Genomic DNA, 13,903 nt, shown 5'->3' with positions numbered 1-13,903 from the left:
GGGGCCTACCGGCGTCTGGGGTGGTCGGGGTTCGGGGCACTGGGCGGGGGGGGGCGGGGGGGGGGGGCCCCGCCCCCGGCCCGGGGCGGGGGGGCGCCCCCCCCCCCACCCGGGCCCGCGGTCCGTCTCGGGCTCTTAGGCTGGAGGGGCAGGACGACCGGGTCGAGCAGCGGGGTGAACAGGGTGAGCGAGCAGGGACAGGGCCAGGCAGGTGGCCGGGCGCAGGAGCAGGAGGCGCCGGATCAGCCGGAGCAGGCCGCGCGGGAGCGCGAGGCGAAGGAGCAGGCGCGGGCGAAGGCGCGCCTCGTCTTCGGGGACCCGCTGGACCGGCAGTCCCGGGACGACACCGACTCCGGCTGGGGCGACCGCCCCGGGGCCGGGAGCGGGCGGGGGCTGGACTGGTACCTGAGCCAGCGCCCGCCGCACCACGGCGACTGAGCGGGACGAGGAACGAGGGACGAGGGCAGGACGGGACGGGCCGCGCTCAGCGCAGCGGGGCGACCAGTGCGTCGCGGATCTCGGTGAGCAGCTGGACCTCCTTGGCCTCGGCCTCCGCCACCTCCTCGGCGAGGGACTTGCGCCGGGCGGCCATGCGGTTCATGGGAATGATCAGGACGAAGTAGACGACGGCGGCGGTGATCAGGAACTGGAGCACGGCGCTGAGCACCGAGCCCCAGAGGATGAGGATCCCGGACACGACCTCGCCGGTGGGGGCCACCTCGCAGGGCCCCTTGAGGCAGGAACTGTAGGACGCGAGGTCCTTCGTCCCGAAGACACCGACGATCGGATTGATGACGCCCTTGACGAAGGCGTTGACGATGTTGGTGAAGGCCGCGCCGATGACGACGGCGACGGCGAGCTCGACGACATTTCCACGCAGCAGGAATTCCTTGAAGCCCTTCATGCCGCCTCGAACGACGAAGTCGTCGGCCGGTTACGGGTGATCATCCGAAGCCCCGGATTGACAACCCGCCTGGCCCAGCGCGCCACCGGACGGCGGTGGCAGCCCGGCCCGCGCGGGCCCGAACGCGAGCGCCGCGGCCACCGCGAGCAGCACCAACGCCGGCACCCCGGCCCGCCGCCGGACGGCGCGCCACCAGCGGTGCCGTCCGCCGGCCCCGCGCCGGATCGGCCGGAAGCTCGGCACGGCCCGTCGGGGCGGAACGGTGGGTGCGGGCAGCGGGACGGCGTGGCTGAGGGCGTTCATCGGGAACCACCTCCGGGGTCGGTCGGTCTCTGGTGACCCCACGATGAGCGTCCGCCGCGAAAGCCGGAAGATGTTATCCGCAGCCTGTGGAAAACCCCGGCCCTGTGGACGATTCCGTACACCCGTACGAGCTGGCCGGGCCCGTGAACGTTGACGCGCCCGGCGATGAGGGAGCTGCCCCGAGAACGGCGGAAGGCCCGCCGCCACCGCGTGGAGCGGGGCAGCGGGCCTTCCGGTGCGTGCTGGGGTCAGCCGGCGGCCGGAGCCGGGGAGGACGAGCCCGAGGTGGACGACGCCGGGGTCGAGGACGACCCGGACGACGAGGACGTCGTCGACGAGCCCGACGACGAGGAGCTCACCGAGCTGCTCGACGAGGAGCGGCTGTCGGTCCGGTAGAAGCCCGAGCCCTTGAAGACCACGCCCACGGCCGAGAAGACCTTGCGCAGCTTCCCCTGGCAGTCGGGGCAGGTGGTCAGCGCGTCGTCGGTGAACTTCTGCACCGCCTCCAGGCCGTTGCCGCACTCGGTGCACTGGTACTGGTACGTGGGCACTTGTCTTCCTCCTGGCACTCGCGCCTGATGAGTGCTAACGATGGTCAATGATGCGGTATTCCGCTGGATGAGTCCAGCGACTCCGGTGTGACATGGGCCCGGTCGGGCCGCCGTCAGCCCTTGGCGGCGCCCACCAGCTGCGGCTCGGCGGCGGCCGGGACGGTGCCGGCGCCGGCGCCGGATCCGGCGACCACCGTGCTCGCCCCGCCCGACGGCGCCAGCAGGTGCCGCAGCGAGACCAGCGCGGCCAGGCCCAGCCCGGCGCCGACGGCCGGCACCAGGAACCCGGCCGACGGCCCGTGGCTGTCGATCAGCCCCCCGGCCACCATCGAGCCGACCGCCAGGCCGAGGCCGATGGCGCCGGTCAGCCAGGTGAAGGCCTCGGTCTTGGCGCCGTCCGCGACCAGCGTCTCGACCAGGGTGTAGCCGCTGATCAGGGTCGGCGCGATGGCCAGGCCGCAGACCAGTCCGGCGATCGAGAGGGTGACCAGGTTGGGCATCGCCCACAGCGTCGAGCAGCCCAGCACCAGCAGGGTGTAGCTGGTGATCATGCGCTGCTGCACCGCGCGCCGCCAGGCGATCACGCCGTAGAGCACGCCGGCCACCATCGAGCCGCCGGCGAAGATGCCGTACACGGTGCCGGCCGCGGCGTGCTGCCCGACCGAGTCGGCGAAGGCGTTGACCGAGACCTGCATGCCGCCGAACACGGCGCCGACGCCGAGGATGGCGCCGGCCAGCAGCCGGACGCCGGGCGAGGCGAGCGCGGAGACGCGCTGCGCCCCGGGCCGCGGCACGATCCGGGCCGGCGCGGTGCGGCGCTGGGCGGCGAAGGCCAGGCCGCCGACGAAGGTGAGCGCGGCCTCCGTGATCAGGCTCGCGGAGGGGCTGACCGAGGTGGCGATCTTGGCGGCCAGGATCGGGCCGACGACGAAGGTGAGCTCGTCCGTGACGGACTCGAACGCGAACGCGGTGCCGACCTTGGCGGCGGAGGAGGCGGAGGCGCCCTCGGCACCGAGCTTGGCCACCCAGCGGGCGCGGACCATCGCGCCGATCTGCGGCACGCTGGCCCCGGCCGGGACGGCGGCCAGGCACAGGCTCCAGGCCGGCGCGTGGCCGTTCGCGAGGACGATCAGCGCGGCGACCGAGGCGGCGTGCACGAAGACGGTCGGGACGAGGACGGTGGCCTGCCCGTACCGGTCGGCGAGCCGGCCGGTCTGCGGGCCGATCAGGGCCTGGGCGACGGCGGCGACCGCCGTGACGGTGCCGGCCGTGCCCCACGAGCCGCCGGTGCCCGTGACGAGCATCAGGATGCCCATGCCGAGCATGGCGTAGGGCAGCCGCGCGACGAACGCGGGTGCCAGGAACGTCCAGGCACCCGGGGTGCGCAGCAGCGCGCCGTACCCGACGCGCGCGGGTGCGGCGTCCGGGGCGGTGGGGGTGTCCGTGGCGTCGTCGACCGTTCGGCGGGCCGTCACGGTCGTCCTTCCTGCTGCCTGGTAGCGCGGCAAGGGCATGGGGTGGCCCCGACGGCGCCGAGAGTCGTCCTCTCGTGCGTCGACCGGGGTAGATACCGGGCCGCTCCGGCGTGGTTGCCGAGAGCCGGGCCGCAGCCGCCGAGCGGTCGCGCCAACTCTGCATCAGGCAGATGCTGGGTTGGTCAAAAAGCGGTGTTCTTCCACCATACAGTTACGCGCGTAGATAGCGCTAGGCCCCAACGGATCCAAGCCGGAACGGGCTTCCAGGCCCCGAAAGGCCCGGTACGCCACTACTGTACGGCTCACTTCCCGTACAGCCACCCCGCGAGCTTGCCGCCCTTGTCCACGGCCCGCAGCCGCTTCTCCGCCGCCTCGCCGACCTCGTCCGTCGTGACGACGAGCAGCTCGTCGCCGCCGCGCAGCACCGTCGCCCGGTCCGGCACGAAGGAGCTCCCCTCCCGGACGACCAGGGTGACCGCCGCCCCCTTGGGCAGCCGCAGCTCGCCGACCTCCACGCCGGACATCCGGGACTCGGGGGAGAGCGCGACGGACAGCAGGTGGCCGTGCAGCTTCTCCAGCGGCGCGGACTCGATGTCGAGGTCCTGGCCCATCGCGCCCTCGCCGATCTTCAGCTGCCTGGCCACCCAGGGCAGGGTCGGGCCCTGGAGCAGGGTGAAGACGACGACCAGGATGAAGACGATGTTGAAGACGTCCTCGGCCTTGTGCGCGCCCGAGACCACCGGGATGGTGGCGAGCACGATGGGCACCGCCCCGCGCAGCCCGGCCCAGCTCAGCAGGGCCTGCTCCTTGCCGGGCACCCGGAACGGCGTCAGGGTGAGCACCACCGACAGCGGCCGCGCGAGGAAGACCAGCACCCCGCCGATGACGAGCGCCGGGATCACCGCGTCGCCCATCGTCTCGGGCGTGCACAGCAGGCCGAGCAGGACGAACATCCCGATCTGCCCGATCCAGGCCAGGCCGTCCGCGAAGCCGCGCACCGCCGGGCCGTGCGGCAGCTTGGCGTTGCCGAGGATCACGGCGCTGATGTAGACGGCGAGGAAGCCGGAGCCGTGCAGCAGCGCGCCGCCCGCGTAGGCGAGCACGGTCAGCGCCATGACGGCGATCGGGTAGAGGCCGGAGGACGGCAGGGCGACGTGCTTGATCCCGAACGCGCCGAGCTTGCCGACCGCGAGGCCGATCACCGCGCCGATCGCGAGCTCGGCGGCGATCGTGCCGAGCAGGACGTACCAGGAGTCCAGCTCGCCGGTGGTGGCGAAGGCGACGACCAGGATGACGACGGGCGCGTCGTTGAATCCGGACTCGGCCTCCAGCAGGCCGGTGAGCCGGTGCGGCAGCGGGACCATCCGCAGGACGGAGAAGACGGCCGCGGCGTCGGTGGAGGAGACGATCGCGCCGAGCAGCATCGAGGTGCGCCAGTCCAGGCCGACCAGCCAGTGCGCGCCGGCGGCGGTGACGAACACGCTCACCCCGACGCCGACGGTGGCGAGCACGGTGGCCGCCGGCATCACCGGCTTGACCTCTCTCCAGCTGGTCTTCAGGCCGCCCTCGGCGAGGATCACCACGAGGGCCGCGTAGCCGATCACCTGGGTGAGCTCGGCGTTGTTGAAGGTGACGCCGATGCCGTTCTGGCCGAGGGCGACGCCGATCCCGAGGTAGATGAGGAGGCTGGGTAGCCCTGATCGGGTCGATATCCGCACGGCGACCACCGCGACCAGGAGGATCACGGAGAACTCGAGAAGCAGCTGGTTCAGGTGGTCGACGTTCACGCAGGGGCACCTCGTGCAGGCATGGGGGCGGGCGGGGTGTCTCTCGGTGGTGCTGGTGTCTCTCGGTGGTGCTGGTGGTGCTGGAGTCTCTCGGTGATGCAGGTGATGCGGGTAGTGCTGGTGGTACCGGGGTGAGCCGCGGACCCGTTAAGAAGCCGTCAATACTCCTCTTGCGGATCGTTACTCATTCTAACATTTTGCCATATCTTTAGTTGGGCTCCTCACACAGGCCCCGTTCCGGGCCGTCCCCGTGCACGCCGTCCCATGGACTCGGCCTAATGTGGTGCCCTGTCACGGCCGCAGGCCCTGGACACGCCCGCCCGCCCCGAAGTCGAGGACCGCAAGGACCCAGATGCCCCGCTCCAAGAAGTTCCGGCGCGCCCGTCTGATCGTGATCGTGCTGGTCGTGCTGCTGGTGGCCGGCGTCGGCTACGGCGGTTACCGGGGGGTCGCCGCGGTCCGCGCGTCCTTCCCGACGGTCGACGGCACCGTGAAGATCGCGGGCCTGAGCGCGCCGGTCGACGTCAAGCGCGACGCCAACGGCATCCCGCAGATCTACGCCGACACCTCCGAGGACCTCTACCGCGCCCAGGGCTACGTCCAGGCGCAGGACCGCTTCTGGGAGATGGACGTCCGCCGGCACATCACCGCCGGCCGCCTCTCCGAGATGTTCGGCGACTCCCAGGTCGACACCGACTCCTTCATCCGCACCATGGGCTGGCGCCAGGTGGCGCAGAAGGAGTTCGACACCAAGCTCTCGCCGGAGACCAAGAAGTACCTCCAGGCGTACTCGGACGGCGTCAACGCCTGGCTGGCCGAGCACCCGGGCGGGGAGAAGGCCTCGCTGGAGTACGCGATGCTCGGCGCCGTCAACAGCGGCTACAAGCCCGAGCAGTGGAGCCCGGTCGACTCGGTGGCCTGGCTCAAGGCGATGGCCTGGAACCTCTCCGGGAACCTCCAGGAGGAGATCGACCGCTCGCTGCTGTCCCAGGACTTCACCCCGGACAAGATCGCCGAGCTGTACCCGGACTACCCGTACGCCCGCAACGGCACGATCGTGAAGACCGGCACGGTCTCGGGCGACACCTACCGCCCGGCCGACGGCTCCACCGCGCCGGGCACCGGCAACCCCGCGGCCCCCACCGCGCAGGGCGCGGCCACCACCAAGGCGCTCCTGCAGGGCCTCACCGACCGGGTCGACGCGATGCCGCAGCTGCTCGGCCGCCCGGGCCAGGGCATCGGTTCCAACTCCTGGGTGGTGGCCGGCTCGCACACCACGACCGGCCAGCCGCTGATGGCCAACGACCCGCACCTCGGCCCCGGCCTGCCCTCGGTCTGGTACCAGACGGGCCTGCACTGCCGCACCGTTTCGCCGACCTGCCAGTTCGACGTCACCGGCTTCACCTTCGCGGGCATGCCCGGCGTGGTGATCGGCCACAACAAGGACGTCGCCTGGGGCTTCACCAACCTGGGCGCCGACGTCACCGACCTGTACCTGGAGAAGGTCACCGGCCCGGACACCTACCAGGTGGACGGCAAGGACGTGAAGTTCGACCTCCGCAAGGAGACCATCAAGGTCGCCGGCGGCGAGGACCGCACCATCACCGTCCGCACCACCCAGACCGGCGCCCCGCTCATCTCCGACCAGAGCACCGAGCAGCAGAACGTCGGCAAGTACGCCCCGAACGGCAGCGCCGCCCCCGACCGCGGCACCGGCGGCTACGGCGTCGCCCTGCAGTGGACGGCGCTGAACCCCGGCAAGACGATGGACGCCGTCTTCGAGCTGGACAAGGCGAAGAACTGGGACGACTTCCGCAACGCCGCCAAGGACTTCGCCGTCCCCGCGCAGAACCTGATCTACGCCGACGCGAAGAACATCGGCTACCAGGCCCCGGGTGACATCCCGGTCCGCGGCAAGGGCGACGGCACGCTCCCGGCCCCGGGCTGGGACTCCGCCTACCAGTGGAAGGGCTCGATCCCCTTCGCCGCGCTGCCGTACAGCTTCAACCCGTCCGCCGGCTACATCGTCACCGCCAACCAGGCCGTGGTCGACCCGACGTACAAGTACAGCATCACCAAGGACTGGGAGTACGGCACCCGGGCCAAGGAGATCACCGACCAGATCGACGGCCTGCTCAAGAACAACGGCAAGATCTCGCCGGACGACATGCAGACCCTGCAGCTGGACAACACCAGCGTCATGGCCAAGACGCTCGTCCCGCTGCTGCTCAAGCAGCAGATCGACGACCCGTACGTGCGCGAGGCCCAGGACCTCCTGAAGGACTGGAACTACCACCAGGACGCCGACTCGGCCGCCGCCGCGTACTACAACGCGGTCTGGCGCCAGCTGCTCACCCTCGCGTTCGGCCAGAAGTTCCCGGCCGACATCCGCGCCAAGGGCAACTGCCTGCTGGTCCGCCAGCAGGACGACCCGACCAAGCCGGACAGCTCCAGCAAGATCGTCACCGAGTGCGGCACCCGCGACCCGGACAAGGCCCAGCCCGACGGCGGCGACCGCTGGACCGAGGTCGTGCGCCAGCAGCTGAGCAAGCCCGACAGCACCTGGTGGACGTACATCGACTCGCAGCACAAGGAGCAGAAGGGCCTGGACAACCTGCTCCAGGAGGCGATGAAGAACGCCCGCCAGGAGCTGACCTCGCTGCTCAGCAAGGACGTCTCCAGCTGGAGCTGGGGCCGCCTGCACAAGCTGACGCTGCGCGAGCAGACCCTCGGCACCGACGACTCGTCGATCGCCTCCGGCGTCGTCCACAAGCTGCTCAACCGCGGCCCGTACCGCCTCTCCGGCAGCTCGGCGGCGGTCGACGCAGCGGGCTGGAACGCGGCGGCCGGCTACCAGGTGGACTGGATCCCGTCGATGCGCATGGTCGTCGACCTGAGCGACTTCGACTCCTCGCGCTGGGTCAACGTCGGCGGCGCCTCCGGCCACGCCTTCCACGAGAACTACAACGACCAGACCGACCTCTGGCTCAAGGGCAAGCTGCTGACCTGGGCCTACACGCCGGACGCGGTCGAGAAGGCGACCAAGCACAAACTGGTCCTGACCAACGGCTGACGCCCGGAGCACCGGTGGCCCCGCTCGAACGCGAGCGGGGCCACCGCCGTCTCCGGGCCCGCCGCGCGGTCCGGGATCACCCGAGCGGGTGGCGCCCCGACGGCGTGACCGCCACGTCCACCGGACGGTCGTGCGGCTCGGCCGGCACCTCCGCCAGCAGCTCGTGCTCGTACAGCAGCACCGCCAGCACCGGCCGCGCCCCGGCCCGCTCCAGCCGGGCCAGCACCCGGTCGTAGCTGCCGCCGCCACGGCCCAGCCGCAGCCCGCGCCGGTCCACCGCCAGCCCCGGCAGCAGCACCACCGACGCCCCCACGACGGCCTCCGGCCCCAGCCGCGGCCCGACCGGCTCCAGCAGCCCGCGCCCGGCCGGGGCCAGCGCGTCCACGCCCTCGTACACCGCCCAGTCCAGGTCGTTGTCGGCCAGCAGGACGGGCAGCAGCACCCGCACGCCCCGCGCCCGCAGCCCGTCCAGCAACGGCCCCGTCCCGGGCTCGGCGCCGACCGAGACGTACGCGGCGACCGTGGCCCCCGGCGCGGCCAGCCCCCCGGCGTGCAAGGCCAGCGCGTGCGCCGCCTCCGCGCGCTGTTCCCCGGTGAGTGCCCGGCGATCGGCCAGCAGCCGTGTCCTCAGCCCGCTCTTCTCGTTGTGCATGGGATCTCCCCTGCTCTGCTCCGAGGTCCTCTGAACCCCGCCATGGCCCCCGCCACCGACGGGCCGAGCCTGACACGCGAAAGGGCGCCCCGATTGCCCACCCCGCTGCTGGTCCACGCCCTGGCCGCGCTGAGCGTCCCCGCGCTGGCCGGCACCACCGTGCTCGGCCTGCGGCTGCGCCGGGCGCACGGCGAGGCCGCCGACCGGGAGGCGCTGCTGCACGAGCGGGTCGCCGAGCTGGAGGGCCGCTGCGCCGAACTGGAGCGCACCGCCTCCTGCGACCCGCTCACCGGCGTGTGGAACTACCGGCACCTCCAGCTCACCCTGGACCGCGAGATCGAGCGCGCCCGCCGCGCCGAGCAGTCCGACCAGCACGAGGGGCCGCGCCCGCTGGCCGTGCTGCTCCTGGAGATCGCCGGCTTCGACGCGATCGTCACCGAGCACGGGCGCGCGCGGGCCGGCGCCATACTGCGCGACCTCGCCCAGCGCCTGGCGATGGAGATCCGCCGGTCCGACACCCTCGGCCGCTACAGCGGCGAGGAGTTCCTGGTGATCCTGCCGGACACCGGCGCCGAGGGCGCCGCCCAGGTCGCCGAGCGGCTGGTCTGGTCGGTGCGCCGGCACCTGCTGCTCGACTGGTCCTCCGGCCCCCGCGAGCCCCGCCCGGCGGGCGGAAACGGCCTCACCGCCGCCGTCGGCGTCGCCGTGCTCCCCGAGGACGGCACCCACGCGGCCGTCCTGCTCCGGGCCGCCGACCGGGCGCTCGCCGGGGCCCGCGCGGCGGGCGGCGACTGCTGGCGCGGCAGCCTGCCGGCCGGGCACCGCGCGCCCGTCACTTCCGGTACGGAGGGCGGTCCGACTGCCGAACGTGACCGTTCGGAAAAGCCGGGTAGTCTGTCGCCCTGTGCCGGCGGGGACCCCCTCTCCCAGCCGGTCATTTCCCAGACGCCTGCCACCGCGGCCGGCCCCGGCGACGGGCTTCCCCAGCCGCCCGACCGCGCCCGGACGGCTGAAAACGTGCCTTAGTAAGGTTTGCGCATGACGACGACCAACACTCGAATTCCGGTAACCAAGGCCGTGGTACCCGCGGCCGGACTGGGCACCCGCTTCCTCCCGGCCACCAAGGCCACGCCGAAGGAGATGCTGCCCGTCGTCGACAAGCCGGCCATCCAGTACGTCGTCGAGGAGGCCGCCGCCGCGGGGCTGTCCGACATACTGATGGTCACGGGCCGCAACAAGCGCGCCCTGGAGGACCACTTCGACCGCGCCTACGAGCTGGAGGAGCTCCTCGCCCGCAAGGGTGACGAGGACCGCCTGCGCCGCGTCCGCGAGTCCGTCGAACTGGCGAACATGCACTACGTCCGCCAGGGCGACCCGAAGGGCCTCGGCCACGCCGTCTCGGTCGCCGAGCAGCACGTCGCCGGCCAGCCCTTCGCCGTCCTCCTCGGCGACGACCTGATCGACCCCCGCGACCCGCTGCTGGCCCGCATGATCGAGGTCCAGCAGGAGCTCGGCGGCTCGGTCGTCGCCCTCATGGAGGTCGACCCCTCCCAGATCCACCTGTACGGCTGCGCCGCCGTCAAGGCGAACGGCTTCGGCGAGGACGTCTTCCAGGTGACCGACCTGGTCGAGAAGCCCGACACCGCCGACGCCCCGTCGAACTACGCCGTCATCGGCCGCTACGTCCTCGACCCCTCGGTCTTCGACGTGCTGCGCGAGACCCCGCCCGGCCGCGGCGGCGAGATCCAGCTCACCGACGCCCTGCGCGAGCTGACCACCCGCGACGCGGAGTCCGGCGGCCAGGTGCACGGCGTGCTCTTCAAGGGCCGCCGCTACGACACCGGCGACCGCGCCGACTACCTGCGCGCTATCGTCCGACTGGCCTCCGAGCGCGAGGACCTGGGCCCGGAGTTCCGCTCCTGGCTGCGGGAGTTCGTCGCCACCGAGCTGCAGGACTGACACACCGACCGAGAGCGAGCCGCCGATGACCGGGTCCGAGCACAGCCACAGCGCCGCCGCAGCCTGCTGCGACGCCACCGCGGACCCGGTACCGGCGGCTCCTCGCCTGTGGACGGTCGACGAGCACCTCGCCGACGTCCTCGCCGCCGTCACCCCGCTGCCGGCCATCGAACTCGGCCTGCTCGACGCCCGCGGCTGCCGGCTCGACGAGGACGTGCTCGCGGACGGCGACCTGCCGCCGTTCGACAACAGCTCGATGGACGGGTACGCCGTCCGCACCGCCGACACCGTCCGCGCCACCGCCGAGTACCCCTCGGTGCTCGCCGTGGTCGGCGACATCGCGGCCGGCGCCGGCGAACTGCCCCGGGTCGGACCGGGCCAGGCCGCCCGGATCATGACCGGCGCCCCCGTCCCGCCCGGCGCGGAGGCCGTCGCCCCGGTCGAGTGGACCGACGGCGGCACCGGCACCGGCGAGGCGGCCGACGCGATGACCGCGGCCGTCGAGGACGAGGAGGTCCGGGTCCTGCGCCCGGTCGCCGAAGGCGCCCACATCCGCCGCCGCGGCAGCGACGTCGCGGCCGGCTCGCGCGTCCTGGAGGCCGGCACCCGGCTCGGCCCCACCCAGCTCGGCCTGCTCGCCGCGATCGGCCGGGCCACCGTGAAGGTCCGCCCGCGCCCCCGGGTGGTCGTGCTGTCCACCGGCAGCGAGCTGGTCCAGCCCGGCGAGCCCGTCGGCCCCGGCCAGATCTCCGACTCCAACAGCTTCGCCCTCACCGCCGCGGCCCAGGACGCCGGCGCCATCGCCTACCGGGTCGGCGGGGTCCCGGACGACGCCGCCCGGCTGCGCGCCGTCCTGGAGGACCAGCTCGGCCGCGCCGACCTCATCGTCACCAGCGGCGGCGTCAGCGTCGGCGCGTACGACGTGGTCAAGGAGGTCTTCGAGTCCTACGGGGGCGTGGACTTCCGGCGGCTGCGGATGCAGCCCGGCAAGCCGCAGGGCTTCGGGCGGATCGGCGCCTCCGCGGGCTCGGCCGGCGTGCCGCTGCTCGCCCTGCCCGGCAACCCGGTCAGCGCCTACATCTCCTTCGAGCTGTTCGTCCGCCCGGTCATCCGCACCATGCTCGGCGCCCCGGACGTGCACCGCCCGGTGGTCCGCGCGCTCTGCCCGGCGGCGCTGCGCTCCCCGGCCGGACGGCGGCAGTTCCTGCGCGGCCGCTACGCGCCGGACGGCACGGTCGAGCCGGTCGGCGGGGCCGAGTCCCACCTGGTCGGCGCGCTGGCCCGGGCGAACTGCCTGATCACCGTCCCCGAGGACGTCACCGAGCTGCCCGCGGGCAGCTCCGTGGACGTGGTCCTGCTCGACTCCTGAGGCCCGTCCCGTCCCGTGATCCGGCCCCTCCCACGCGGCGGGGCGGGGGAGCTGTACGGTAGCGCGGTATTCGATCTGCGCGCCCCTGGAGCCCCCGTGACCACACCTCCCCCCGGCGACCGCCTCACCCACGTCGACGACCAGGGCGCGGCCCGGATGGTCGACGTCTCCGAGAAGGCCACCACCGCGCGCACCGCCGTCGCGGCCGGCCGGGTCAGGGTCTCCCCGAAAGTGGTCGAACTGCTGCGCGGCGAGGGCGTGCCCAAGGGCGACGCCCTCGCGGTCGCGCGCATCGCCGGGATCATGGGCGCCAAGCGGACGCCCGACCTGATCCCGCTCTGCCACCCGATCGCCGTCTCCGGCGTGAAGGTCGACCTCGCCGTCGCCGACGACGCGGTCGAGATCACCGCCACCGTGAAGACCGCCGACCGCACCGGCGTCGAGATGGAGGCCCTGACCTCCGTGACGGTCGCCGCGCTGACCGTCATCGACATGGTCAAGGCGGTGGACAAGGGCGCCGCCATCGAGTTCGTCCGGGTGCTCAGCAAGACCGGCGGCAAGAGCGGCGACTGGTTCGCCCCTGGGGTGGACGCATGAAGGCGTCGGCAGGGAAGGCGCTGGCCGTCACCGTCTCCAACCGCGCCTCGGCCGGTGTCTACGCGGACAAGGGCGGCCCGCTGCTGGTCGCCGGGCTGACCGCGATGGGCTTCACCGCCGACGGCCCGCGCGTCGTGCCGGACGGCGAGCCCGTCGAGGCGGCCCTGCGGGAGGCCGTCGCGGCCGGCTACGACGTCGTGCTGACCACCGGCGGCACCGGCATCTCGCCGATGGACCTCACCCCCGAGATGACCGCCCGGGTCATCGACCGGCAGGTCCCCGGCATCGCCGAGGCGATCCGCGCGCACGGCCGCGACAAGGTGCCGACCTCGGCGCTCTCCCGCGGGCTGGCCGGTCTCGCCGGACGTACGCTGATCGTCAACCTGCCGGGATCGACCGGCGGCGTCCGGGACGGCCTCGCCGTGCTGGAGCCGCTGCTCGCCCACGCCGTCGACCAGCTCGGCGGAGGGGACCACCCCCGGCCCGACGACGCGGCACCCGGGAGAGCGCACTGAACGCCGGCTGGCCGGTAGAGCTCCACGAGGGGGAGGTCGCGCTGTGCCCGATCAGGGTGCGCGACCAGCGCGACTGGCAGGAGGTCAGCCGCCGCAACCGGGACTGGCTGCGGCGCTGGGAGGCCACCGTGCCGCCCGGCCCGGCCGGCCAGGCGGCCGGGCCGCGCCCGACCTTCCGGCAGATGGTCCGCTTCCTGCGCGGGGAGGCCTCGGCCGGGCGGATGCTGCCCTTCGTCGTACTCCACGAGGGCCGGCTGGTCGGCCAGCTGACCGTCGGCGGAATCACCTGGGGCTCGATGTGCTCGGCCAACGTCGGCTACTGGGTCGACGAGGCGGTGGCCGGCCGCGGCATCATGCCCACCGCCGTGGCGCTTTCGGTCAACCACTGTTTCCGCAACCTCGGGCTGCACCGGATCGAGGTCTGCATCCGCCCGGAGAACACCCCGAGCCGCCGGGTGGTGGAAAAGCTCGGGTTCCGTCCGGAGGGAATGCGCCCGCGCTATCTCCACATCGACGGCGACTGGCGCGACCACCTCGTGTACGCGCTGACGGCCGAGGAGGTCCCCGAGGGGATGCTGGAACGCTGGCGGGCGCTCAGTTCGGCTGCGGGCCGCGATAATTGAATGTATGTTCGAATCAAATATCGATATGGCATCGACGTGGAGACGGACGGTCACAAATGCCGTCAAAATAGTCGGAGAATCAGCTTGATCACACG

General features: G+C 72.8%; 14 protein-coding genes. 8 read left to right on the top strand and 6 right to left on the bottom strand.

Annotated elements, in window-relative coordinates; genetic code table 11:
- Positions 1–183 precede the first annotated feature (183 nt).
- Complete coding sequence (locus ACFVU9_RS21430) at positions 184–438, top strand: hypothetical protein (protein WP_380443810.1); 255 nt, start codon at positions 184–186, stop codon at positions 436–438.
- Between the two features lie 46 nt (positions 439–484).
- Here ACFVU9_RS21430 and mscL read toward each other — a convergent pair whose 3' ends face one another.
- The 5 genes from mscL to ACFVU9_RS21405 all read right to left on the bottom strand — a co-directional run bounded on the left by mscL (position 485) and on the right by ACFVU9_RS21405 (position 5,020).
- Positions 485–904 carry a large conductance mechanosensitive channel protein MscL gene (gene mscL, locus ACFVU9_RS21425; protein WP_380497980.1) on the bottom strand — a complete coding sequence of 140 codons (420 nt, stop codon included), beginning with the start codon at positions 902–904 and terminating at the stop codon, positions 485–487.
- 30 nt (positions 905–934) lie between these two features.
- A complete protein-coding gene (locus tag ACFVU9_RS21420; protein ID WP_359968004.1) occupies positions 935–1,207 on the bottom strand; it encodes a hypothetical protein in 273 nt (90 codons plus the stop codon).
- 248 nt (positions 1,208–1,455) lie between these two features.
- Positions 1,456–1,758 (bottom strand): FmdB family zinc ribbon protein, encoded by a 303-nt coding sequence (locus ACFVU9_RS21415; RefSeq protein ID WP_380443815.1) that lies wholly within the window; start codon positions 1,756–1,758, stop codon positions 1,456–1,458.
- A gap of 113 nt (positions 1,759–1,871) precedes the next feature.
- Positions 1,872–3,233: an MFS transporter gene (locus tag ACFVU9_RS21410; protein ID WP_387595432.1), complete on the bottom strand. Its 1,362-nt coding sequence runs from the start codon at positions 3,231–3,233 to the stop codon at positions 1,872–1,874.
- Between the two features lie 302 nt (positions 3,234–3,535).
- Complete coding sequence (locus ACFVU9_RS21405) at positions 3,536–5,020, bottom strand: potassium/proton antiporter (RefSeq protein ID WP_380443818.1); 1,485 nt, start codon at positions 5,018–5,020, stop codon at positions 3,536–3,538.
- Positions 5,021–5,372: 352 nt separating this feature from the next.
- On the opposite strand from ACFVU9_RS21405, the gene ACFVU9_RS21400 reads away from it, so the two are divergent.
- Positions 5,373–8,093, top strand: a complete 2,721-nt coding sequence (locus ACFVU9_RS21400; RefSeq protein ID WP_387595429.1) for a penicillin acylase family protein — start codon at positions 5,373–5,375, stop codon at positions 8,091–8,093.
- A gap of 76 nt (positions 8,094–8,169) precedes the next feature.
- Here the strand turns inward: ACFVU9_RS21400 and ACFVU9_RS21395 are convergent, their stop codons facing one another.
- Positions 8,170–8,745, bottom strand: coding sequence for a 5-formyltetrahydrofolate cyclo-ligase (locus tag ACFVU9_RS21395; protein ID WP_387595426.1), 576 nt, complete (start codon positions 8,743–8,745; stop codon positions 8,170–8,172).
- Between the two features lie 93 nt (positions 8,746–8,838).
- On the opposite strand from ACFVU9_RS21395, the gene ACFVU9_RS21390 reads away from it, so the two are divergent.
- The 6 genes from ACFVU9_RS21390 to ACFVU9_RS21365 all read left to right on the top strand — a co-directional run bounded on the left by ACFVU9_RS21390 (position 8,839) and on the right by ACFVU9_RS21365 (position 13,808).
- A complete protein-coding gene (locus ACFVU9_RS21390) occupies positions 8,839–9,771 on the top strand; it encodes a GGDEF domain-containing protein (protein ID WP_380443824.1) in 933 nt (310 codons plus the stop codon).
- 12 nt (positions 9,772–9,783) lie between these two features.
- Positions 9,784–10,704 (top strand): UTP--glucose-1-phosphate uridylyltransferase GalU, encoded by a 921-nt coding sequence (galU, locus tag ACFVU9_RS21385; RefSeq protein ID WP_380443826.1) that lies wholly within the window; start codon positions 9,784–9,786, stop codon positions 10,702–10,704.
- A gap of 25 nt (positions 10,705–10,729) precedes the next feature.
- Positions 10,730–12,073, top strand: a complete 1,344-nt coding sequence (gene glp, locus ACFVU9_RS21380; protein ID WP_387595422.1) for a gephyrin-like molybdotransferase Glp — start codon at positions 10,730–10,732, stop codon at positions 12,071–12,073.
- Between the two features lie 156 nt (positions 12,074–12,229).
- The gene (moaC, locus tag ACFVU9_RS21375) at positions 12,230–12,670 is read left to right on the top strand and encodes a cyclic pyranopterin monophosphate synthase MoaC (protein ID WP_380501750.1); all 441 of its coding nucleotides are present in this window, start codon (positions 12,230–12,232) and stop codon (positions 12,668–12,670) included.
- Complete coding sequence (locus tag ACFVU9_RS21370) at positions 12,667–13,185, top strand: molybdenum cofactor biosynthesis protein B (RefSeq protein ID WP_380443832.1); 519 nt, start codon at positions 12,667–12,669, stop codon at positions 13,183–13,185. The genes moaC and ACFVU9_RS21370 overlap by 4 nt, the downstream gene beginning before the upstream one ends.
- A complete protein-coding gene (locus tag ACFVU9_RS21365) occupies positions 13,182–13,808 on the top strand; it encodes a GNAT family N-acetyltransferase (RefSeq protein WP_387595438.1) in 627 nt (208 codons plus the stop codon). The genes ACFVU9_RS21370 and ACFVU9_RS21365 overlap by 4 nt, the downstream gene beginning before the upstream one ends.
- Positions 13,809–13,903: the final 95 nt, after the last annotated feature.

It is taken from the genome of Kitasatospora sp. NPDC057936 (assembly GCF_042887525.1).
Classification (GTDB): Bacteria; Actinomycetota; Actinomycetes; order Streptomycetales; family Streptomycetaceae; genus Kitasatospora.
Note: the sequence above shows the minus strand (reverse complement) of the source record. Positions and strands in the feature narration are given on the sequence as shown.